The following is a 21,568-nucleotide window of genomic DNA, read 5'->3' as shown; positions in this document are numbered from 1 at the left end:
GCCATAATTATCATTAACGCCTTATAAAACAATAACCTTATCATTTGTATGGATTATGATAATGATGATTTCTTCGCGTTTTACCCGCTGGTTAACTCTGTTTGCGCTTGCCGCGACGGTTGCCGTCGCGCTCCCTGCTCGCGCAAATACCTGGCCTCTTCCGCCTGCCGGCAGCAACGTCGTAGGTGAAAACCGCTTTCACGTGGTTGAAAACGATGGCGGTTCGCTGGAAGCGATTGCCAAAAAATATAACGTCGGGTTCCTGGCGCTGTTGCAGGCCAACCCGGGCGTAGATCCATACGTGCCCCGGGCAGGCAGCGTACTGACGATTCCGCTGCAAACCATCCTGCCGGACGCGCCGCGTCAGGGCATTGTGATTAATCTCGCCGAGCTGCGTCTGTATTACTACCCGCCGGGCAAGAACGAAGTGACCGTCTACCCTATCGGTATTGGTCAGTTGGGGGGCGATACGCTCACGCCTACCATGGTCACCACCGTCTCTGATAAGCGCGCTAATCCAACCTGGACCCCGACGGCAAACATTCGCGCCCGTTATAAAGCTCAAGGTATCGACCTGCCTGCCGTGGTGCCTGCTGGCCCGGATAATCCGATGGGGCACCATGCGATTCGCCTGGCGGCATACGGTGGGGTTTATCTTCTGCACGGAACGAATGCGGATTTCGGGATCGGGATGCGCGTCAGCTCCGGCTGCATTCGCCTGCGCGATGACGATATCAAAACGCTCTACCGCGTGATCGCCCCTGGCACGAAAGTGAATATCATTAATACGCCGATTAAAGTGTCTAAAGAGCCGGGTGGCGTCCGTCTGGTTGAGATCCACCAGCCGCTATCGAAAAACATCAATGACGATCCGCAGACGCTGCCGATTAATCTGAATGCCTCAATGGTGAGCTTTAAAACGAATGCCAATACCGATGGCGCGGTGATGGAGCGGGCGATGGAAGCGCGCTCGGGGATGCCAACCGATGTCACGCGGCATCATGAGGTTGCTCAGCAATCAATGTAAAGCAGTAATAACGACAAACGCCCTGCATCAGCAGGGCGTTTTTTATTGCAGTGGCATAACGGAGGGTTGCGTTACGCTTATTTGTAGATAACAGCGGTACCGTGCAGGGTGTTAGGACCGGTCACAGAGGTGATGCGGAATGATTTCGCACCCATTTCGTCAGCTTTTTGTGCCAGCTGATCTTCCAGAGAGCCCAGATTAGTCCCGGCAGTGGCAGAGATGGTACCGACTTTCTGCTGGTCTGCTGGCGTGGATTGCACTTCAACAGCAGCGAAGCTTGCGAAAGAGAGTGAACTCAGAACGGCGGCAGCGATGAGGGTTTTAACGTTTTTCATGATTTTATACCTTTAGGCAGATGATGTAGTAGTCGTTAGTTATTTAGTTAACGATCGATAGGTAAATGATAGATGTGATCCAGGTCACACGTCAACCCATTTTTATAATGGTCGTTAAATTAATTTCATTTGCCTTATATTTCATAAAGATAAAATTAAATTATTTTTCAGAAATCACCGCTGGTCGTTGCAGACGTTTATTTTTATAATGACTATTCAACAAAACAACAGAGGACCAACGGCACATGACAACCGATGTTACGCGTTGCGCGAAGAAAAGCCGTGGCCGACCAAAAGTGTTCGACAGGGATGCGGCGCTCGATAAGGCCATGACGCTCTTCTGGCAGCATGGGTATGAAGCCACGTCGCTTTCCGATCTCGTGGAAGCAACGGGCGCGAAAGCCCCTACCCTGTACGCAGAGTTCACCAACAAAGAAGGCTTATTCCGGGCCGTTCTGGACAGATACATCGCGCGCTTCGCGGCAAAACATGAAGCCCAGCTGTTCTGCGAAGAAAAAACGGTTGAGCAGGCATTGCAGGATTATTTCACGGCAATCGCGACCTGCTATACCAGCAAGGACACGCCTGCGGGCTGTTTTATGATCAACACCTCCGCGACCCTCGCGGCATCGTCTAAAGAGATTGCCAACACGGTCAAATCGCGACATGCGATGCAGGAGGAGACGCTCAGCACGTTTCTGGCTCAGCGTCAGCAGCGCGGCGAAATACCGGCGCATTGCCGTCCGCAGGAGCTTTCCCAGTATCTGAGCTGTATTTTACAGGGGATGTCCATCAGCGCCCGTGAAGGCGCGACGCTGGAAAAATTGCAGGGGATTACGCAAACAACGCTGCGCCTGTGGCCTGAACTTCTTAAACTCTGACGCAAAAAAAGCTCCTCAGCCTGAGCGCATGAGGAGCTAAGTTCAGAGAACATCTTTTTTACACTTTGTTATTCAGTATCAGCTGACCATTGCTGTCGAGAGGGATCTGCGTGCCAGGATCTTTATCCATGCGGATTTTGCCCTGCTGATCGCCAATTTTGTAGGTTACGTCGTAGCCCAACATTTTTTCAGACTTGTCATACACGGTTTTACAGCGCTGCTGCGTTGTGGTGTAGGTATCATTTTCCTGCATCGCGCCCTGTACCTGGTTACCGGCATAACCGCCACCCAGCGCACCAACCACCGTCGCGACATCCTTACCACGGCCGCCACCAAACTGATGACCAATCACCCCACCAGCAACCGCGCCCAGCACGGAGCCAGCGATACGGTTTTCATCCTGAACCGGACGACGATGGGTGACAGAAACATTACGGCACTCCTGACGAGGCGTCTTGACCGACTCTTTGATCGGTGTAACGGAAACCACCTGCGCATACTGCGGGCCACGATCAAGTACGTTCAGACTGGCAACGGCAGCCACACCTAACGCAGCTGCGACGCCAATCCCTATACCCGCCAACATTGATTTATTCACGGGACTTCCTCCTTTGTTGCAATTGGTAGCAATTTTGCAGCGCAATAAACGCTTCGCCAATAAGATAAAGGATCAAAATCAGGGCTGTTGACCGGGACAACGTGGGTTTAAGAGAACTCTTAAGCGTCAGGAGGGAAATGCACAGCATGATGTGCTAAGAATTCCCTCCGGAGGGCCCGGAGGGAGAGAGAAATTAGTGCAGCTTCAGGCGTGGACGGATCACGCGGTTGATGCGGCCAACCAGCATCATCAGGCCGGTTTTGAAGTAGCCGTGCAGCGCAATCTGGTGCATACGGTACAGAGAAATGTACACGAAGCGGGCGATGCGCCCCTCCACCATCATGGAGCCGCGCATCAGGTTACCCATCAGGCTGCCCACGGTGGAGAAGTTTGAGAGCGACACCAGAGAGCCGTGGTCTTTGTAGACATAGGCTTTCATCGGTTTGCCTTTCATCTGCGCCAGGATGTTATGCAGCACGAGGCTTGCCATCTGGTGCGCGGCCTGAGCGCGAGGCGGTACAAATCCGCCTTCCGGACGTGCGCAGGAGGCACAGTCGCCAATGGCGAAGATGTCCGGATCGCGCGTGGTTTGCAGCGTCGGCTCTGTCACCAGCTGGTTAATGCGGTTCGTCTCCAGCCCACCGATATCTTTCATGAAATCAGGCGCTTTGATCCCCGCAGCCCAAACCATCAGGTCGGCCTGGATATATTCGCCGTCTTTGGTATGCAGGCCGCCCTCATCCGCGCTGGTCACCATGGTCTGGGTCAGCACGCGCACGCCCAGTTTGGTCAGCTCGTTGTGCGCCGCGCCGGAAATACGCGGCGGCAGCGCAGGCAGAATACGTTCACCTGCTTCCACCAGCGTCACATTCAGCGCTTCGTTAGTCAGCCCTTTGTAGCCGTAGCTGTGCAGCTGTTTGACCGCATTGTGCAACTCCGCCGATAATTCAACGCCCGTTGCGCCGCCGCCCACGATAGCAATGTTGACCTTGCCGTTAGCACCCATGTTGTTGGTGTACTTCAGGAACAGGTTAAGCATCTCCTGATGGAAACGACGCGCCTGATGCGGGTTATCCAGGAAGATGCAGTGCTCTTTTACGCCTGGGGTGTTGAAATCATTGGAGGTACTGCCCAGGGCCATCACCAGCGTGTCATAGGCCAGCTTGCGCTCAGGAACCAGCAACTCGCCTTTATCATCACGCAGCTCAGCCAGCGTGATGGTTTTGTTTTCACGATTGATATCCACCACCGAACCCAGCTGGAACTGGAAATGGTGGTTACGCGCATGCGCCAGATAGCTCAGCGCATCCACGCCCTCATCCAGCGACCCGGTCGCCACTTCGTGCAGTAACGGCTTCCACAGATGACTGTGGTTACGATCCACCAGCGTGATTTTGGCTTTCTTACCGCGACCCAGCTTCTTACCCAGCTGTGTCGCCAGCTCCAGTCCGCCAGCACCACCGCCGACAATCACTATCTTTTTCAATGGCGTAGTCAACGTGACCCCCTCAAATTATTAACCAATTGTTAATTAAAAGTTATATAAATAACCCTTAATTAACAACAGGTTACTGCGCTGAAACCATTCAGATTCATTGAGAATAGCACGTCAGGCGCATTGGTCATACCAAAATTGATATGTATCAAGTTTTGATGGTTTAAAAGTAGACAACTCTGACAAAAAAGAGGCCCGGTACGCTTTCACGTACCGGGCCTTTATCAGGTTCAGGGAGATCAGCCCAGCGTTTTAAAGGCTTTAATACGCTGCAAGTGCGGGGAAATGTTTTTGAACTTGTGGGTCTGCTCTTCGTCCCAGACAATTTCGTAGTAATGGTGCAGAAGCTCGGCGGCGCGGGAGCTGTTCAGCGCTTCATCGTTGCGGGAGAGGATCACCAGACACCGATCGCGGTTCTTTTCACGGAAATTGCTCACGCATTTAGTTGCGATGTCGGCGTACTCCTCCGGGCGATCGATTTTGCCTTCCATGTTTTCGTTTGGAAAGAGGTTAGGATTAAAAATGACCTGACGGATATCGCACAAAAAACCGATGCGCTCTGCCCAGTATCCTCCTAACCCCACGCCGCAGATCAGCGGGCGATCGTCGATATTGAGCTGCAACATTTTATCCACTTCTTTAAGCAGATGCTGCATGTCATGCTTCGGATGACGTGTGCTGTAACTGATCAGCCGGACATCCGGATCGATAAACTGCAATTGCAGCACTTTCTCATGATTACCAGGACTGTTTGAGTCAAAACCGTGTAAATAAATGATCATCGTCTCACCACGCTACGCCTTCCGGGATGAATTAAAGGGCTGCTTTATGTGCCTGCCAGCGCTCGTTCAGGGCTTCAAGCCGGGCGTTTACCGTTTTCCAGCGCGCCGAGTCCATCAGCTCCTGACGACTAAATGAACCTTTATGATACAATTGTGTAACACGTTCAGCATTGATCGGCGACAGGTTATCCAGCACGCTCACCGCCCCTTTACGATTATTGCAGACGAGGATCATATCGCAACCCGCATCCAGCGAAGCCTGCCCACGTTCGGCATAGCTTCCCATGATCGCCGCCCCTTCCATGGATAAATCGTCAGAGAAAATTACGCCATTGAAGCCTAATTCCTGACGCAGCACGGTTTTCAGCCAGTGCGGAGAGCCGCTGGCCGGACGCGGATCGATCTCACTGTAGATGACGTGCGCAGGCATGATGGCATCCAGCTTGTTATCAGCGATCAGCGAGCGGAAAACCGACATGTCTTTGGCGCGAATGTCTGCTTCCGGGCGCGGATCGCGCGGGGTTTCTTTATGGGAATCCGCCGTCACCGCCCCGTGGCCCGGGAAATGTTTGCCGGTGGTTTTCATGCCCGCAGCATGCATACCGTCAATAAAGCGCGTCGCCATTGCCAGCGCAATACGCGGATCGTCATGATACGAACGCTCACCAATTGCCGCGCTAATGTGTCCTACGTCCAGCACCGGGGCGAAGCTGATGTCGATATCCATGGCGATCATCTCGCTGGCCATCAGCCAGCCGGCGTCCTGCGCCAGTTGACCGCCCTCTTCGATCCCCAGCAGCGCAGCAAAAGATTGCGCGGCGGGTAAATGGGTAAACCCTTCGCGGAAACGCTGCACACGCCCACCTTCCTGGTCTACGGCCACCACCAGGTGATTGCGCGACGCCGCACGGATCTGGCGAACCAGCTCACGCAACTGCTCCGGATCATGATAATTGCGGGTGAAAAGAATCAGCCCCCCTACCAGCGGATGCGCCAGAATTTCGCGCTCTTCCGCATCCAGCTCAAACCCTTCGACATCCAACATTACTGGACCCACACCTACCTCTCTTATCCTTTCGTTTGTAACTGACGCCAGGCATCATTTGCCAGCGCAATAAATTGTTTGTCATCTGTCTGCTGAAGGCGCATTTCAAACCATCCCGCCATCAGCATCAACACCCACGGACGCCAGCGCGCGACCTGCCGCGCAAGGGTGAGCGCATTGATGTTGGCGTTTCGGGCATAGGCGGTTATCAGCTGCTCGCGCGACGCCTCATCAGGCATCCAGACCGCAGCGAGTTCGAGCGCCACGTCACCGTCTCCGGCATATTCCCAGTCGATAAGTTTCTCGCCTGCCGTGGTATGAACGATATTACCCGCGTGGACATCCATATGCAGCGGCGCCAGACGTAACGCCTGCGGCTCTCTCGCTCTGCGTAGCCGCTTAAGCTGCGCCAGCCAGTAGGGCGTGCGTCGTCCAGGCGCAGCCTGCTGCCAGTAGTGATCCAGCAAAGGAAGTAACGTTACCCGCCAGCCCAGACGCGGCTGGCGATGCAGATGATACAGCATGGCTGCAAGCGCAGGCGTATCGGGAAGCTCGCTTTTGATCTCACCCGCAATAAACGCCACCGCCATCCAGTCTCTGATAAAGAGATGAGGTTGTGGCGCAAGGTCAGCGGGCAGGCGCTTCAGGGCGCGGAACTGGCGACGAAAATGGGAGGCAGGCGCGGCGGCATCGTGATGCTGACGTAAAACCAGCCGATGGTCGCCACGCTCAATAATGCAACTCGCGCCGCCAAGCCCGGCGGGGGCTTGCGGCGCGATAACACGGTACTGAGGGAAATAACGCGTCAGGACGTCATGACGCGTGCGCTTATTGTTGCGTAACGGCACCTTTACCTGACCAGATAATTTCGCCGGTCTGAACCAGCATTAACTGCATCTGCAACGACGGCGTGTTCACGTTGCCTGTCGCGTTAGAATAAAGGACATACTGCGCGCCAACGTTGCGGGCAATACCAATCGCTTTACTGCGCGAACCCAGGCTGTCCTGAGGCGACAGACCAAGCTGCTGCTTGGCGACCGCGAGCTGCTGAGCTGAGACCAGCGTAAATTTACCGTTGTTTGCCAGCGCGTTGCGCAGGGTTTCCGTCGCTTCTCCCGCATTCAGGGAACCGTTTGTACGGTTGTTCACGCTGTCCACCAGCAGCACGCTGCCGGGCGTAACGCCCTGTGCCTGCAACATTTTGCCCACCATCGGCTGCATTGCGCCGTTCCAGTCATAGTGGCGTACTCGCGGCGCAGGCTGTGCGGTGTCGTCCGGATGTTCGATCGGGCCAGGCTGCGCCGGAATGGTCGGTACAGACGGCACGGTTGGAACAGGCTGCGCTGGCGTTGTTGGCTGTTCCGTTCCCGGCTTCGCCTGATCTACCGGTGCTGGTTCTTCCGTTCGCGTCACACAACCCGCCAGAAAGAGTGCAAAAGCACTCAGGAGCGCATAACGGCTCATTGTTTTAATCAAGGTTCACTCCTTACAAATAAAGATAAAGTCTCACCTTATGTGCACCCAGATAGCTGGCGCTGCCGTAGAGCGTGACTGACGATCTTGCCGGGATGGTCACGCTGCGCGGCGCCTCAAGCGGGTGCATCTCAAGACCTCTCACGTCATACCAGTAGAAGCGATAATGCACCGTCACTGGCTCTTGCCTTTCGTTATAGAGCGTAGAGGAGGCTGAAGACTGGATTTCGCTTATGGTCAGCGAAGGCTTCTCCGCCGTGATGCCCGCAGCAAGCACTGAGGACTCCATCACCAGCGTCTGTTCTTCACTGACCGGGATGGCGGGACGCGCGCTGCACCCAACCATTACCAGCGTCACGATCAGCGCTGCAATACGCCCAGTTAACATATTAAAGACCTTTATGTGCCAGCATCGGTCCCAGTGGACGTCCACCCAGCAGATGCATATGAATATGATAGACTTCCTGGCCGCCATGGCGATTACAGTTCATGATCAGACGGTATCCGTCTTCAGCAATCCCTTCCTGCTCTGCGATTTTCGCGGCTACCGTAAGCATACGGCCCAGCGCCACTTCATGCTCGGTTTTAACGTCATTAACGGTCGGGATCAGAATATTGGGAATAATAAGGATGTGCGTCGGCGCCTGGGGAGAAATGTCGCGGAAAGCCGTGACCAGTTCATCCTGATAGACAATATCCGACGGAATTTCGCGGCGGATAATTTTACTGAAAATCGTTTCTTCAGCCATGACCTTTTCCTTTTAAGTTTAATCTGGCGTCGTGCGTCCGTTGTTAACACACATTGTCTGATTTACTGCGTGACACAAGACAAGAGTATGAGCGAGTTTCTCCTGTCCTTTCAACCTTCTCCCGTGATTTCTTTCCTGATTGTCCGCCATCTGGCTTAAGAGGCATCGCTTTAGGACATTTCTTTTCTGAAACCTTATTTCAGTTCATTCCGAAACATCTGTTTACAGCGTTAATCACAATGCGTATATTTCGCATTTGCATTTTCATGCGCATTTTTAACATAGAAAACGACGTCAGCCCGTGCTAGCGGGACTGTCGCGAATTACCTTCACCATTCACTAAGGGTTTGATGATGTCTTTCATTAATCACACCAGGGATGGGCAACATCAGCCTGCCGCAACACCTTCGTTGCTGGCCGCCTGCATTGCTATGGCATTGACGCCAACCGCCGCTTTCGCTGCTTCAACCACCGAAGATACCGTCGTCGTAGACGGGGGTTTTGACAACACACAGGATCTTTCTGCCAGCCAGGATCAGGATTACAGCGTAAAAACCACCACCACCGGCACCAAACTGTTGCTGGTTCCCCGCGACATCCCACAGTCCGTCAGCGTTATCAGCCAGCAACGTATGGCTGACCAGAATCTGCAATCCATCGGACAGGTGCTGACGAATACCACGGGCATTACGGCCCAGGTGCAGGACAGCGACCGTACCGTGTTTTACTCACGCGGCTTTTTCGTCAGCAACTACGCCTATGACGACCTGCCAACCTCCATCAGTGAAGTGTGGAACTTTGGTGATACCGCCGCGGATACCGCGATTTATGACCGCATCGAAGTGGTTCGCGGCGCCACCGGCCTGATGTCCGGCACCGGCAACCCGGCGGCGTACGTTAATATGGTGCGTAAGCACGCGGACAGCCCGGAATTTAAAGGTAACGTCTCCGCCAGCTACGGCAGCTGGGACAAGCAGCGCTACGTGCTGGATCTCCAGGCGCCGCTGGTAGAGTCAGGTAAGGTACGGGGCCGTCTGATTACCGGTTATCAGGACAACGACAGCTTCGTGGATAACTACCACTACCGGAAGAAATTCCTCTACGGTGTGATGGACGCGGATGTCACCGACAGCACCACCCTCTCGGTAGGGTATGAGTATCAGGAAAGCCATACCGCCGACCCAACCTGGGGCGGGCTGCCGACCTGGTACAGCGACGGAAGTAAGACCCACTACAATCGCAGCCAGACTGTCGCACCTGACTGGGCTTATTCAGATAAAGACAGCACCCGCATCTTCGCTAACCTGACTCAGCGTTTCGATAATGGCTGGGAAGCGCACATCAACGGTATGCACGCTGAAACCAACTTCGACTCCAAACTGATGTATATGTCCGGCTATCCGGATAAAGAGACCGGTGCGGGCCTGGTGGGTTACGGCGGCTGGAACCGTGGGGAACGTAAACAGGATGCGGTTGACGCCTTCCTGCGCGGCGGCTTCGATCTCTTTGGCCGTCAGCACGAAATGATGTTCGGCGGCAGCTTCAGCCGTCAGCGTAACCATTACGACAACTCCATGCCGGATGCGGTATACGGCATGGTTGATGTCGGCAACTTTAAGAACTGGAACGGGAACATCGCCGATCCCCAGTGGACGCCGTGGAAACTCTACAGCAAGGATGATATTCGCCAGTCTTCAGCCTATTCGTCGGCTCGTTTCTCGCTGGCCGATCCGCTGCACCTGATCCTGGGCGCGCGCTACACCCAATATAACATTCGTTATAACCCGGCAGGATCGCCGAATACCCGTCTGGAAAGCACCAAAGATGATGTCACGCCGTACGCCGGCCTGGTGTATGACATCAATGAGGACTGGTCGACCTACGTCAGCTATACCTCTATCTTCCAGCCGCAGGATAAGCGCGATGCCAGCGGACGTTATCTTGACCCTACCACGGGTAAAAGCTACGAAGCCGGGGTGAAGGCGGACTGGTTTAATACCCGCCTCACCACCTCGCTGGCGATTTTCCGCATTGAGCAGGATAACGTCGCCAGCAACACCTATACCTACATGCCGAGCGGTGAGTCGATCTATGAATCGCTGGACGGGGTGGTCAGCAAAGGGGTCGAGTTCGAGCTCAACGGTGCCCTGACCGATAACTGGCAGCTGACCTTCGGCGCGACGCGTTACATCGCAGAAGATAAGAATGGCAACGCCGTCAGCTCCGATCAGCCGCGCACAACCATGAAGCTCTTCACCCGCTATCAGTTGCCAATGCTGCCGGAACTGACCGTGGGCGGTGGCGTAAACTGGCAGAACAAAGTGTGGACGGACGTGGAAGGTGGCCCGGCAGGACGTTCCCGCGCGGAGCAAGGCAGCTATGGGCTGGTGAACCTGTTCAGCCGTTATCAGGTCACCAAAGATTTTGCGGTGCAGGCGAACGTCAACAACCTGTTCGACAAAGAGTATTACGATTACGTCGGCTCTTATGTAGTGTATGGCGCGCCGCTGAACGTCTCGGTGAGCGCGAGCTACGACTTCTGAGTGACAGAAGCCCGGTGGCGCTGCGCTTACCGGGCCTACCCATCACGTAGGCCGGGTAAGGCGCAGCGCCACCCGGCACCACAAACCGCAGTAATAAAAAAGGCAGCCATTCGGCTGCCTTAGTCTCCCCAGGTCACAGCTTAGTTGTTGCGGATGTACTCATCCATTTCGGTTTTCAGGTTATCGGATTTCGTACCGAAGATTGCCTGAACACCAGAACCTGCAACAACGACGCCCGCTGCGCCCAGTTTTTTCAGACCCGGCTGGTCTACTTTCGCAACGTCGGCAACACTCACACGCAGACGAGTGATACACGCGTCCAGGTTAGTGATGTTCTCTTTACCACCGAAGGCAGCTACCAGAGCAGGCGCCATTTCGCTGGTCGCACCGGCTTTGCTGTCTTCCGTTGCATCTTCACGACCCGGCGTTTTCAGGTCCAGTGCTTTGATCAGCACGCGGAAGACGGTGTAGTACACCACTGCGTAGCCCGCACCCACAATTGGGAACAGCCACAGCTTGCTGCTGTTACCGGACAGAACGATGAAGTCGATCAGACCGTGAGAGAAGGACGTACCGTCACGCATACCCAGCAGGATACAGATTGGGAATGCCAGACCTGCCAGTACCGCGTGGATGATGTACAGGATCGGCGCAACGAACATGAAGGAGAACTCGATCGGCTCGGTGATACCGGTCAGGAACGAGGTCAGCGCTGCGGAGATCATGATACCGCCCACTTTTGCACGGTTCTCTGGTTTAGCAGAGTGCCAGATCGCAATTGCGGCGGCCGGCAGACCGTACATTTTGAACAGGAAGCCACCAGACAGTTTACCTGCCGTTGGGTCACCCGCCATGTAGCGTGGGATGTCGCCGTGGAACACCTGGCCTGCTGCGTTGGTGTATTCACCAATCTGCATCTGGAATGGAACGTTCCAGATGTGGTGCAGACCAAATGGTACCAGGCAGCGCTCAATGAAGCCGTAGATACCGAACGCCACAACCGGGTTCTGGTAAGCCGCCCACTGAGAGAAGGTCTGGATTGCCGTACCGATTGGTGGCCAGATGAAAGACAGAACCACACCGGTGAAAATCGCGGCCAGACCAGAAATGATCGGCACAAAACGTTTACCCGCGAAGAAGCCCAGATACTCAGGCAGCTTGATGCGATAGAAGCGGTTAAACATATACGCTGCAATCGCACCGGAGATGATACCACCGAGAACACCGGTGTCCGCCAGATGCTTAGCGGCAATCTCTTCAGCAGGTAAATGCAGTACCAGCGGCGCAACCACAGCCATGGTTTTCACCATGATGCCGTAAGCAACAACGGACGCCAGCGCGGATACACCGTCGTTATTGGTGAAGCCCAGAGCAACACCGATAGCGAAGATCAGCGGCATGTTAGCAAAAACAGAACCGCCTGCTTCGGCCATCACGTGGGAAACTACGGCTGGCAGCCAGCTGAAGTTTGCAGAACCGACACCCAGCAGGATACCTGCGATAGGCAGTACGGATACTGGCAGCATCAGCGATTTACCGACCTTTTGCAGGTTAGCAAATGCATTCTTAAACATAATTGAGAGTGCTCCTGAGTATTTGTGCTTTTTTTACGTTTTCACGCATTGGCCCGGGGGGAGTACCGCGCCGTGGACAGGACATCTAAGCGCCCTTTATTTATTACACAGAGTAAAATAATTCCCTCTGAGTTTGTTTGACGGCTATCACGTTTCAGTTCAAGACGGCCAAAAAACTTGCAGATATTTACATAAAGCATGTCTGGATGTGTCTAAAAACGCCATCACCGCCCCAAATGAGGCGGTGAACTTTACTCGTTTTACTTATTAATTACGAGCCTAAAAATAACAGGCGTATCAAACAGATTGCAGGCGGGCGGGGTCGATATGGAACAGACTGGCGAAGTTTTCCGTTGTCACGCGAGCCAGCTCTTCAATACTGACACCTTTCAGAACGGCCATATACTCAGCGACATCCCGGGTCATCGCTGGCTGATTTTCTTTGCCGCGATGAGGCACCGGTGCCAGGTACGGGGAATCGGTTTCCACCAGAATACGATCCAGCGGAACATATCGCGCCGCATCACGCAGTTGCTCAGCATTCCGGAACGTTACAATCCCCGAGAACGAGATATAAAAACCTAAATCAAGCAGCTTACCCGCCGTTTCTCTGTCTTCAGTGAAACAGTGTAGTACGCCACCGCAATCCGTCACCTTTTCTTCCCGCAGGATCGCCAGCGTGTCGGCGCGCGCATCGCGGGTATGAACGATAACCGGCTTATTCAGTTCACGGCCAATACGGATGTGGTTGCGGAAGGATTCCTGCTGGCGAGGTTTCGTTTCCGGGGTGTAGAAATAGTCGAGACCGGTCTCGCCCATCGCCACTACGCCCTCTTCTGCGGCAAGACGGCGTAAATCCTCAACGTCGTACGCTTCATCCTGATTCAGCGGATGCACGCCGCAGGAGAAGACGACATTATCGCGCTCGCCTACCAGTTCACGCATGGCGCGGTAACCCGGCAACGTGGTCGCCACGGCCAGGCAAAATTTCACATTGCGGGCGGCGGCTTTCGCCAGCACGTCGTCCACATTTTTATGCAGGGACTGATAATCCAGGCCATCAAGATGGCAGTGTGAGTCGACTAAAAACATAACGTCTCTCTCAGAGGTGGGAAACCGGCGGTATGACGCCCGGTTGCAGGTAGTGTTCGATACGCAGTAACTGGTCGGTCAGTAAAAGCTCGCGATTGAGACCGGTTACCGTCAAAAGTTGTTCACGACTCTGGCAGATATCATGAAGGATAGCGTGCAGCGACTGCCCTGACAGGCGATTCGCCAGCGTGGTGACCAGCGCCCACACGTCAGGGTTAGTCAGAAGCGTCGCCCCCTGCTGGATTTTGAGCGCATCCAGCAGCAGCGCGGCCAGCCAGTGCAGCCGTTCCGGTGCCTGATCGCTGTTCAGCGCTGGCAGCACGCTCAGCCAGTCATGGCTGTCGAGGGCTGATTCAACCGCACGACATAGCGTTTCACGCTGGGACCACACTTCCGGCTGCAATAAGGCCAGCGCAGCCGCAGGCGCACCGCTGCACAGGCGCAACGCCGAGCGCGCCGCATCTTGTGACACCGTCACTTCTCGCTCAAGCCAGGCGAGCGCCCAGGATTCCTGAGGGACAGCGAGGTGGTGAAGACGGCAGCGACTGCGCAGCGTCGCCAGCAAGCGTTCCGGCTCGCGGCAGGAGAGGAAAAACCAGGTATTCTCTGGCGGCTCTTCCAGGGTTTTTAACAGGGCGTTGGCTGCGGCTTCCGTGAGCAGCGCGGCGTCTTTCAGCCACACCACTTTCGCCCCCCCCAGACGCGCATATTCGTACAGTTTCTCACTGACCTCACGCACCGCGTCGATACCGAGCGTATTTTTGCCCTTCTCGGGTTCGAGGGTGTAATAGTCAGGATGCGTGCCCGCCTGCATAAGCTGGCAACCCCGGCATTTACCGCAGCTTTTATGTCCTTCCGGCTGTTGGCACATCAGAAAGCGGGTGATGGCGTAAATCAACGCATCATCACCCATTCCCGGCAGCGCCTGGATCAGTAACGCATGATGCCCCCGACCAACCTGATAGCTGCCGATCAGCTGTTCAAAGTGTGGGCGCAACCATGGATACCATTTCATGCCTGCTGCTCCTGTAGCCACTGCGTAACGGTCTGCTGAATATCACGCGTAACGTCTTCAAGGGATTGCGTCGCATCGATGGTACGAATGGTCTTGTCCTGCCCGGCCAGTTCCAGATAACGCGCACGGGTGCGGTTAAAGAAATCAAAAGACTCCTGCTCAATGCGGTCCAGTTCGCCGCGGGCACGGGCGCGCTTCAGGCCCACCTCAGGGGTCACGTCCAGATACAGCGTCAGGTCAGGACGGAAATCGCCCAGAACCGCGTCGCGAAGCGTAGCCAGCATGGTCTGGTCGATACCCCGGCCACCGCCCTGATACGCCTGGGTTGAGAGATCGTGGCGATCGCCAATCACCCATTTCCCTTCTGCCAGAGCGGGTTTGATCACCGTCTCCACCAGCTGAACGCGCGCCGCATAGAACATCAGCACTTCCGCTTTGTCGGTAATAACTTCATCGCCAACGGATTTGATATCCAGAACCAGGCTGCGCAGTTTTTCCGCCAGCTGCGTACCGCCCGGCTCGCGGGTGAAGACCATGTCGGCGACGCCAAGCGACGTAAGCGTATCCACCACCACGTTACGGGCGGTGGTTTTGCCCGCCCCTTCGAGTCCCTCAATGACAATGTATTTACTGCGCATTTTTTTCCTTAAGTGCCTTCAGATAGTCCTGAACGGAGCGATTGTGGCTGGCCAGGTTGGTATTAAACGTATGCCCCCCTTTTCCGTCAGCCACAAAATAGAGATACGGCGTTTTGGCCGGGTGCGCGGCGGCCTTCAACGATGCTTCACTCGGCGTCGCAATCGGTCCAGGCGGCAGGCCGCTAATCACGTAGGTATTATACGCCGTTGGCGTCTCCAGATCTTTTCTGGAAATCCTGCCGTTGAAGTTTTCGCCCATGCCGTAGATGACGGTAGGATCGGTTTGCAAACGCATGCCGATGCGCAGACGGTTAATAAACACCGAGGCAACCTGGTCACGTTCGGCAGCAACGGCCGTCTCTTTCTCGATGATCGAGGCCATCGTCATGAACTGGTTTTGATCTTTATAAGGCAGGCCCTCTGCTCGCCCTTTCCAGGCAGCGTCTACCGCCGCGACCATTTTGTTGTGCGCGCGCTTCAGAATGGCCACATCCGTCGTGCCTGCCGTATACATCCACGTATCGGGCCAGAACCAGCCTTCCACCCACTCGGGATGTTCGAATTTTAAGGCGTCTGCCACGGTCTGGTAGCGGTCATCTTTCAGCGTATGCTTAATGTATGGCGCGTCCCGCAGCTGCCTGAGGTAATCGCTCAGACGCATACCTTCCACAAAACGCAGCGGGAACTGGGCTTCTTTACCACTCTCCAGCAGTTGCAGCATCTCGCGCACGGTCATGCCAGGGGTAAAGCGATAGGTGCCGGCCTTGAAATGGGACAGGTCCGGTTCAATACGCAGCAGCCACTGGAATACGCGTGGGCGATTGATAATTTTGTCGTCATACAGCTGCTGACCAAGCGCCTGCCGCCCGGTCCCCGCTTTCAGGGTAAAAATCGTCTCGTCTTTTATCAGGATCTGACTCTCCGCCAGCTGACGGACTTTCCACACTCCCGCTCCGCCAGCGATACCGAACGCAACGATAAGAAGGAGGACAAAGCGTAACATTTTCTTCATGACTACCTGGTTTGCTCACATAACGGGGCCAGAAACTGGAACAGCTCGCGGGATGACCAGCATTTGCGGCCATAAGCGCGAACGGGGACAACGGGCATCAGCGCATTGCAGATTACGACTTCATCGGCAGACAGCAGCGCCTCTTCCTTAGCGTTGACTTCGACAACGCGAAAGCCTGCGCGTGCCAGCTGGTGCAGACAAAACTGCCGCATAATGCCGTTGACGCCGGCCTGCTCCAGCGAAGGCGTGAACACGTCACTGCCCTTCCGCCAGAGTAAATTAGCCGCACAGCATTCCGTAATGTACCCTTCGCTGTCAAGAACCAGCGCCTCCCCGGCCTCCGTCTGCTCAAGATGAGTACGAATAAGCACCTGTTCAAGGCGGTTGAGATGTTTTATGCCAGCGAGCATCGGGTTTCGCCCCAGACGTACCGGACTTAACGCCATGGCTACGCCCTCTTCACGCCAGTGCGCATAATGGGAAGGATAATCTGAAACGGAAAGGATCCGCGTAGGATGCAGACAGGCAGAACCGCTATAGCCCCGGCCACCGCTCCCGCGGCTAATAATGACTTTCAGGACGCCGCTTGCTTTATCTGACGCCAGCCGACGCATTTCACTTTCAAGAATGTCCCACTGCGAGAAGGGGATCAGTAATGCTTCGCAGGCTTTTTGTAAACGAAGGATATGGGCCCCGAGCAGACACACGCCACCGTCGAGAATACGCGCAGTCGTGAAACAGCCATCGCCAAACTGGGTCGCCCTGTCGCTTGCCGGCAGCGTGTCTTGCTCAAGGCCATTAATTAAAAACATGGTGGCTCCTTATGCGTGGAGGCTCAGTCTGGCAGGATGTGAGCAGCCGGACAAGGGGATTTCACCTAATAAAAAAGGCCCGGCAAGCGGACCTTTTTTTATCGTCAGCGACTAACCAGACTCAGACCTTTTTGAAGATCAGAGAACCGTTAGTTCCACCGAAGCCGAAGGAGTTACACAGGGTATACTCCATACCGCTAACCTGGCGCGCTTCGTGAGGAACGAAGTCCAGATCGCAACCTTCATCCGGATTATCCAGGTTGATGGTTGGCGGTACAGCCTGATCGCGCAGCGCGAGAATAGAATAGATTGACTCTACTGCCCCCGCAGCACCCAGCAGGTGACCGGTCATGGATTTCGTGGAGCTTACCATTACGCGGCCGGCAGATTCGCCGAAGATAGACTTAACAGCCTGCGCTTCTGCTTTATCGCCCGCAGGGGTAGACGTCCCATGCGCGTTAACGTAGCCAATCTGTGCCGGCGTAATGCCCGCATCGCGAATGGCGTTTTCCATCGCCAGCGCAGCGCCTGCGCCGTTCTCTGGAGGAGACGTCATGTGATAAGCATCGCTGCTCATGCCAAAGCCAACAACTTCAGCATAAATTTTCGCGCCACGTTTTTTCGCGTGTTCGTACTCTTCCAGTACGATCATGCCTGCACCGTCACCCAGTACGAAACCGTCACGGTCTTTATCCCACGGACGGCTCGCCGCCTGCGGATTATCGTTTCGGGTAGAGAGCGCACGCGCTGCACCGAAGCCACCGACGCCCAGCGGGGTACTGGCTTTTTCAGCGCCGCCCGCAACCATAGCATCTGCATCGCCGTACGCAATGATACGCGCGGCCTGGCCGATGTTATGCACGCCAGACGTACAGGCTGTCGCGATTGAGATGCTTGGGCCACGCAGGCCGAACATAATGGTCAGGTGACCTGCCACCATGTTGACAATCGTAGACGGAACGAAGAACGGGCTGATTTTACGCGGGCCGCCATTCATCAAAGATGTATGGTTTTCTTCAATCAGACCAAGACCGCCAATCCCGGAGCCGATAGCGGCGCCGATACGGGTCGCGTTCTCTTCCGTAATCTCAAGGCCAGAATCCTGCATGGCCTGAACGCCAGCGACAATTCCATATTGAATGAAGGCATCCATCTTGCGCTGTTCTTTGCGCGAGATGATCTCTTCACAGTTAAAATCCTTTACTAAGCCAGCAAATTTCGTTGCATAGGCGCTAGTATCGAAATGGTCGATTAGGCTGATGCCGCTCTGACCGGCAAGGAGAGCTTTCCAGGTGGACTCTACGGTATTGCCGACAGGAGACAACATGCCAAGTCCGGTCACAACTACACGACGCTTAGACACGCTTGTCCTCCAGGGAGGGATAAAAAAAGAGATTCGTGGGACAACAAAAGATAAAACTCAGGCGGTCGAATGACCGCCTGGAGATGTTCACTTACGCCTGGTGACCGTTGATGTAATCAATGGCAGCCTGAACGGTGGTGATTTTCTCAGCTTCTTCGTCCGGAATCTCAGTATCAAACTCTTCTTCCAGAGCCATTACCAGCTCAACGGTGTCAAGAGAATCTGCGCCCAGGTCTTCAACAAAGGAAGCGGAGTTCACAACTTCTTCCTGCTTAACGCCCAGCTGTTCGCCGATAATTTTCTTAACGCGTTCTTCGATAGTGCTCATACTCTTAAATTTCCTATCAAAACTCGCTTTCGCGATGGTTTTCGTAGTGTATAAAATGTTGAAAAATTTGCAACTAAATCCCGGCAGGTCTTACCACGATTTTACGTTATTTTGAGGCCATTTGCCCAAATAACGCAAATATTTTCGATCGTGATTAAACCATGTACATCCCGCCGTTGACGTGGAGGGTTTCACCAGTGATGTAACCCGCTTCGTCAGAGGCTAAAAATGCAACCGCGCTGGCGATTTCTTTAGGGTCGCCAAGACGACCCGCCGGAACTGCCGCCAGCGTACCCGCACGCTGCTCATCAGTCAGCGCACGCGTCATGTCCGTTTCAATAAAGCCCGGAGCAACAACGTTTACAGTAATTCCGCGGGACGCGACTTCACGCGCCAGCGACTTACTGAAACCGATCAGACCTGCTTTCGCCGCAGCGTAGTTAGCCTGACCAGCATTTCCCATGGTACCAACCACAGAACCTACAGTGATAATACGACCATGACGCTTTTTCATCATAGCGCGCATTACCGCTTTTGACAGACGGAATACAGATGACAGGTTGGTTTCGATAATATCGTTCCACTCGTCGTCTTTCATTCGCATCAGCAGGTTGTCGCGAGTGATCCCGGCATTATTGACCAGAATATCCACTTCGCCAAACTCTGCGCGAATATTTTCCAGAACAGATTCGATAGATGCTGGTTCAGTCACATTCAGTACCAGACCTTTACCGTTCGCACCCAGATAGTCGCTGATGGCCTGTGCGCCATTCTCACTGGTCGCAGTCCCGATCACCGTCGCGCCGCGCGCAACCAGTGTTTCAGCAATAGCGCGCCCAATACCGCGGCTTGCGCCGGTCACCAGGGCAATTTTTCCTTCAAAACTCATGGTATTCCTCTTTTATTGCGAGAGTGCCGCTTTCATGGCTTCCGGCTCGTTAATCGCCGAGGCAGTCAGGGTGTCTACAATACGTTTTGTCAGACCGGTAAGTACCTTACCTGGACCAACTTCATACAGATGTTCAACGCCCTGAGACGCCATAAATTCAACGGTTTTAGTCCACTGAACCGGGCTGTAGAGCTGGCGAACCAGCGCGTTACGGATAGCCTCCGGCGCGGTTTCGCACTGCACATCGACGTTATTCACAACGGAAATCGTCGGTGCGTTAAAGGTCATTTTTTCCAGCTCAACCGCCAGCTTATCGGCAGCGGGCTTCATCAGCGCGCAGTGAGACGGCACGCTCACCGGCAGGGGCAGTGCACGTTTTGCGCCCGCAGCTTTACAGGCAGCGCCTGCACGCTCAACCGCTTCTTTATGACCCGCGATAACCACCTGGCCTGGCGAGTTAAAGTTTACCGGAGAAACGACCTGACCTTCAGCAGATTCTTCACAGGCTTTAGCGATAGACGCATCATCCAGACCGATGATGGCAGACATGCCGCCCGTGCCCTCTGGCACCGCTTCCTGCATGAATTTACCACGCAATTCAACCAGGCGTACCGCGTCAGCGAAGGCAATCACCCCTGCGCAGACCAGCGCAGAGTATTCACCCAGGCTATGACCCGCCATCAGCGTCGGCGCTTTGCCGCCCTGCTGCTGCCATACGCGCCACAATGCGACGGAGGCTGCCAGCAGTGCCGGTTGAGTCTGCCAGGTTTTGTTCAGCTCTTCAGCGGGGCCCTGTTGGGTCAGCGCCCACAGATCATAACCCAGCGCGTCAGAGGCTTCACGGAAAGTCTCTTCAATAACCGGATAGTTTGCTGCCATTTCAGACAACATCCCAACAGTTTGCGAGCCCTGTCCCGGGAACACAAAAGCAAATTGCGTCATTTTTTAATCCTTATCCTAGAAACGAACCAGCGCGGAACCCCAGGTGAACCCGCCACCAAAGGCTTCAAGCAAGACCAGTTGGCCCCGTTTAATTCGTCCATCGCGTACCGCTTCGTCAAATGCGCACGGTACCGATGCCGCAGAGGTGTTGCCGTGGCGATCAAGCGTCACCACAACGTTATCCATAGACATGCCCAGCTTCTTCGCCGTCGCGCTGATGATACGCAGGTTCGCCTGATGCGGCACCAGCCAGTCGAGTGCGGTGCGTTCAAGGTTATTGGCTTCCAGCGTCTCATCGACAATATGCGCAAGCTCAGTCACCGCCACCTTGAATACTTCATTACCTGCCATGGTGAGGTAAATGGAGTTATCAGGATTAACGCGATCGGCGTTAGGCAGCGTTAACAGCTCGCCGTAGCGGCCATCGGCATGCAGGTGCGTGGAGATGATGCCCGGCTCTTCGGACTGCCCCAGCAGCACCGCGCCCGCGCCATCGCCAAAAATAATGATCGTGCCGCGATCGGTTGGATCGCAGGTACGCGCCAGCACATCAGCGCCGATCACCAGCGCATATTTTACGGCGCCCGATTTTACATACTGATCGGCGATGCTCAGCGCATAAGTGAACCCCGCGCACGCTGCTGCAACATCAAATGCCGGACAGCCTTTGATGCCGAGCATGTTCTGCACCTGGCACGCTGCGCTTGGGAAGGCATGCGTGGCAGAGGTTGTCGCCACCACAATAAGCCCGATCTGTTCTTTATCAATGCCAGCCATCTCAAGCGCTCGCTGAGCGGCTTCGTAGCCCATGGTGGACACAGTTTCGTCTGGCGCGGCGATACGACGTTCACGGATACCTGTGCGCGTGACAATCCACTCGTCAGACGTATCTACCATTTTTTCAAGATCGGCGTTGGTACGCACTTGTTTTGGCAGGTAGCTGCCGGTACCTAAAATCTTCGTATACATGTACGC

At 54.8% G+C, this 21,568-nt stretch carries 23 protein-coding genes; 3 read left to right on the top strand and 20 right to left on the bottom strand.

The window, feature by feature from the left end:
• The first annotated feature begins 61 nt into the window (after positions 1-61).
• Positions 62-1,027 carry a L,D-transpeptidase LdtC gene (gene ldtC, locus ACQG1Y_RS08920; RefSeq protein ID WP_368740498.1) on the top strand — a complete coding sequence of 322 codons (966 nt, stop codon included), beginning with the start codon at positions 62-64 and terminating at the stop codon, positions 1,025-1,027.
• A gap of 77 nt (positions 1,028-1,104) precedes the next feature.
• On the opposite strand, the gene bhsA is transcribed toward ldtC, so the two are convergent.
• Positions 1,105-1,362: a multiple stress resistance protein BhsA gene (bhsA, locus tag ACQG1Y_RS08915; protein ID WP_006809234.1), complete on the bottom strand. Its 258-nt coding sequence runs from the start codon at positions 1,360-1,362 to the stop codon at positions 1,105-1,107.
• Positions 1,363-1,607: 245 nt separating this feature from the next.
• On the opposite strand from bhsA, the gene ACQG1Y_RS08910 reads away from it, so the two are divergent.
• Positions 1,608-2,243 carry a TetR/AcrR family transcriptional regulator gene (locus ACQG1Y_RS08910; protein ID WP_015570813.1) on the top strand — a complete coding sequence of 212 codons (636 nt, stop codon included), beginning with the start codon at positions 1,608-1,610 and terminating at the stop codon, positions 2,241-2,243.
• A gap of 58 nt (positions 2,244-2,301) precedes the next feature.
• Here the strand turns inward: ACQG1Y_RS08910 and ACQG1Y_RS08905 are convergent, their stop codons facing one another.
• The 8 genes from ACQG1Y_RS08905 to hinT all read right to left on the bottom strand — a co-directional run bounded on the left by ACQG1Y_RS08905 (position 2,302) and on the right by hinT (position 8,385).
• On the bottom strand, positions 2,302-2,841 hold the full coding sequence (locus ACQG1Y_RS08905; RefSeq protein WP_368740497.1) for a glycine zipper 2TM domain-containing protein: 540 nt from the start codon (positions 2,839-2,841) through the stop codon (positions 2,302-2,304).
• A gap of 193 nt (positions 2,842-3,034) precedes the next feature.
• Complete coding sequence (locus ACQG1Y_RS08900; RefSeq protein ID WP_017693633.1) at positions 3,035-4,339, bottom strand: NAD(P)/FAD-dependent oxidoreductase; 1,305 nt, start codon at positions 4,337-4,339, stop codon at positions 3,035-3,037.
• 236 nt (positions 4,340-4,575) lie between these two features.
• Positions 4,576-5,118: an alpha/beta hydrolase YcfP gene (gene ycfP / locus ACQG1Y_RS08895; protein ID WP_006809239.1), complete on the bottom strand. Its 543-nt coding sequence runs from the start codon at positions 5,116-5,118 to the stop codon at positions 4,576-4,578.
• 31 nt (positions 5,119-5,149) lie between these two features.
• Positions 5,150-6,175: a beta-N-acetylhexosaminidase gene (gene nagZ / locus ACQG1Y_RS08890; RefSeq protein ID WP_368740496.1), complete on the bottom strand. Its 1,026-nt coding sequence runs from the start codon at positions 6,173-6,175 to the stop codon at positions 5,150-5,152.
• An 11-nt stretch (positions 6,176-6,186) separates the two neighbouring features.
• Positions 6,187-7,011 (bottom strand): thiamine kinase, encoded by an 825-nt coding sequence (gene thiK / locus ACQG1Y_RS08885; protein ID WP_032670940.1) that lies wholly within the window; start codon positions 7,009-7,011, stop codon positions 6,187-6,189.
• A complete protein-coding gene (gene lpoB / locus ACQG1Y_RS08880; protein ID WP_085929697.1) occupies positions 6,992-7,636 on the bottom strand; it encodes a penicillin-binding protein activator LpoB in 645 nt (214 codons plus the stop codon). The genes thiK and lpoB overlap by 20 nt, the downstream gene beginning before the upstream one ends.
• Positions 7,637-7,649: 13 nt before the next feature.
• Positions 7,650-8,024, bottom strand: a complete 375-nt coding sequence (locus ACQG1Y_RS08875; protein WP_003857939.1) for a YcfL family protein — start codon at positions 8,022-8,024, stop codon at positions 7,650-7,652.
• 1 nt (position 8,025) lies between these two features.
• The gene (gene hinT / locus ACQG1Y_RS08870) at positions 8,026-8,385 is read right to left on the bottom strand and encodes a purine nucleoside phosphoramidase (RefSeq protein WP_006809243.1); all 360 of its coding nucleotides are present in this window, start codon (positions 8,383-8,385) and stop codon (positions 8,026-8,028) included.
• 353 nt (positions 8,386-8,738) lie between these two features.
• Between hinT and fhuE the strand changes: the two genes are divergently transcribed.
• The gene (fhuE, locus tag ACQG1Y_RS08865; protein ID WP_017693635.1) at positions 8,739-10,928 is read left to right on the top strand and encodes a ferric-rhodotorulic acid/ferric-coprogen receptor FhuE; all 2,190 of its coding nucleotides are present in this window, start codon (positions 8,739-8,741) and stop codon (positions 10,926-10,928) included.
• 140 nt (positions 10,929-11,068) lie between these two features.
• On the opposite strand, the gene ptsG is transcribed toward fhuE, so the two are convergent.
• The 11 genes from ptsG to ACQG1Y_RS08810 all read right to left on the bottom strand — a co-directional run bounded on the left by ptsG (position 11,069) and on the right by ACQG1Y_RS08810 (position 21,562).
• Positions 11,069-12,502, bottom strand: a complete 1,434-nt coding sequence (ptsG, locus tag ACQG1Y_RS08860; RefSeq protein WP_003857942.1) for a PTS glucose transporter subunit IIBC — start codon at positions 12,500-12,502, stop codon at positions 11,069-11,071.
• Between the two features lie 297 nt (positions 12,503-12,799).
• Positions 12,800-13,594, bottom strand: a complete 795-nt coding sequence (locus ACQG1Y_RS08855; protein ID WP_368740926.1) for a metal-dependent hydrolase — start codon at positions 13,592-13,594, stop codon at positions 12,800-12,802.
• A gap of 10 nt (positions 13,595-13,604) precedes the next feature.
• Complete coding sequence (gene holB, locus ACQG1Y_RS08850; protein ID WP_015570820.1) at positions 13,605-14,609, bottom strand: DNA polymerase III subunit delta'; 1,005 nt, start codon at positions 14,607-14,609, stop codon at positions 13,605-13,607.
• On the bottom strand, positions 14,606-15,247 hold the full coding sequence (tmk, locus tag ACQG1Y_RS08845) for a dTMP kinase (RefSeq protein ID WP_003857946.1): 642 nt from the start codon (positions 15,245-15,247) through the stop codon (positions 14,606-14,608). The genes holB and tmk overlap by 4 nt, the downstream gene beginning before the upstream one ends.
• Complete coding sequence (gene yceG, locus ACQG1Y_RS08840) at positions 15,237-16,259, bottom strand: cell division protein YceG (RefSeq protein WP_265187898.1); 1,023 nt, start codon at positions 16,257-16,259, stop codon at positions 15,237-15,239. The genes tmk and yceG overlap by 11 nt, the downstream gene beginning before the upstream one ends.
• Positions 16,260-16,261: 2 nt before the next feature.
• Entirely contained in the window at positions 16,262-17,071 is an 810-nt protein-coding gene (gene pabC / locus ACQG1Y_RS08835) for an aminodeoxychorismate lyase (protein WP_368740927.1), read from the bottom strand.
• Positions 17,072-17,192: 121 nt separating this feature from the next.
• Entirely contained in the window at positions 17,193-18,434 is a 1,242-nt protein-coding gene (gene fabF / locus ACQG1Y_RS08830; protein WP_032104090.1) for a beta-ketoacyl-ACP synthase II, read from the bottom strand.
• Between the two features lie 91 nt (positions 18,435-18,525).
• On the bottom strand, positions 18,526-18,762 hold the full coding sequence (acpP, locus tag ACQG1Y_RS08825) for an acyl carrier protein (protein ID WP_003857954.1): 237 nt from the start codon (positions 18,760-18,762) through the stop codon (positions 18,526-18,528).
• Positions 18,763-18,916: 154 nt separating this feature from the next.
• The gene (fabG, locus tag ACQG1Y_RS08820) at positions 18,917-19,651 is read right to left on the bottom strand and encodes a 3-oxoacyl-ACP reductase FabG (RefSeq protein WP_003857956.1); all 735 of its coding nucleotides are present in this window, start codon (positions 19,649-19,651) and stop codon (positions 18,917-18,919) included.
• 12 nt (positions 19,652-19,663) lie between these two features.
• Positions 19,664-20,593 (bottom strand): ACP S-malonyltransferase, encoded by a 930-nt coding sequence (fabD, locus tag ACQG1Y_RS08815; RefSeq protein WP_015570824.1) that lies wholly within the window; start codon positions 20,591-20,593, stop codon positions 19,664-19,666.
• A 15-nt stretch (positions 20,594-20,608) separates the two neighbouring features.
• Positions 20,609-21,562: a beta-ketoacyl-ACP synthase III gene (locus tag ACQG1Y_RS08810; protein WP_017384725.1), complete on the bottom strand. Its 954-nt coding sequence runs from the start codon at positions 21,560-21,562 to the stop codon at positions 20,609-20,611.
• Positions 21,563-21,568: the final 6 nt, after the last annotated feature.

Source organism: Enterobacter cloacae complex sp. 397G4 (assembly GCF_050031515.1).
Classification (GTDB): Bacteria; Pseudomonadota; Gammaproteobacteria; order Enterobacterales; family Enterobacteriaceae; genus Enterobacter; species Enterobacter hormaechei_C.
The sequence above is the reverse complement of the archived record's forward strand: the minus strand, read 5'-3'. Positions and strand labels throughout refer to the sequence as shown.

Excerpts from the sequence above, each read along its gene's own strand:
- bhsA (WP_006809234.1), bottom strand. The coding sequence starts at position 1,362 with ATGAAAAACGTTAAAACCCTCATCGCTGCCGCCGTTCTGAGTTCACTC.
- ptsG (WP_003857942.1), bottom strand. The coding sequence starts at position 12,502 with ATGTTTAAGAATGCATTTGCTAACCTGCAAAAGGTCGGTAAATCGCTG.
- ACQG1Y_RS08810 (WP_017384725.1), bottom strand. The coding sequence starts at position 21,562 with ATGTATACGAAGATTTTAGGTACCGGCAGCTACCTGCCAAAACAAGTG.
- holB (WP_015570820.1), bottom strand. The coding sequence starts at position 14,609 with ATGAAATGGTATCCATGGTTGCGCCCACACTTTGAACAGCTGATCGGC.
- pabC (WP_368740927.1), bottom strand. The coding sequence starts at position 17,071 with ATGTTTTTAATTAATGGCCTTGAGCAAGACACGCTGCCGGCAAGCGAC.
- hinT (WP_006809243.1), bottom strand. The coding sequence starts at position 8,385 with ATGGCTGAAGAAACGATTTTCAGTAAAATTATCCGCCGCGAAATTCCG.
- ACQG1Y_RS08855 (WP_368740926.1), bottom strand. The coding sequence starts at position 13,594 with ATGTTTTTAGTCGACTCACACTGCCATCTTGATGGCCTGGATTATCAG.
- fhuE (WP_017693635.1), top strand. The coding sequence starts at position 8,739 with ATGTCTTTCATTAATCACACCAGGGATGGGCAACATCAGCCTGCCGCA.
- fabG (WP_003857956.1), bottom strand. The coding sequence starts at position 19,651 with ATGAGTTTTGAAGGAAAAATTGCCCTGGTGACCGGCGCAAGCCGCGGT.
- acpP (WP_003857954.1), bottom strand. The coding sequence starts at position 18,762 with ATGAGCACTATCGAAGAACGCGTTAAGAAAATTATCGGCGAACAGCTG.
- yceG (WP_265187898.1), bottom strand. The coding sequence starts at position 16,259 with ATGAAGAAAATGTTACGCTTTGTCCTCCTTCTTATCGTTGCGTTCGGT.
- fabD (WP_015570824.1), bottom strand. The coding sequence starts at position 20,593 with ATGACGCAATTTGCTTTTGTGTTCCCGGGACAGGGCTCGCAAACTGTT.
- ldtC (WP_368740498.1), top strand. The coding sequence starts at position 62 with ATGATGATTTCTTCGCGTTTTACCCGCTGGTTAACTCTGTTTGCGCTT.
- tmk (WP_003857946.1), bottom strand. The coding sequence starts at position 15,247 with ATGCGCAGTAAATACATTGTCATTGAGGGACTCGAAGGGGCGGGCAAA.
- ACQG1Y_RS08910 (WP_015570813.1), top strand. The coding sequence starts at position 1,608 with ATGACAACCGATGTTACGCGTTGCGCGAAGAAAAGCCGTGGCCGACCA.
- ycfP (WP_006809239.1), bottom strand. The coding sequence starts at position 5,118 with ATGATCATTTATTTACACGGTTTTGACTCAAACAGTCCTGGTAATCAT.
- ACQG1Y_RS08875 (WP_003857939.1), bottom strand. The coding sequence starts at position 8,024 with ATGTTAACTGGGCGTATTGCAGCGCTGATCGTGACGCTGGTAATGGTT.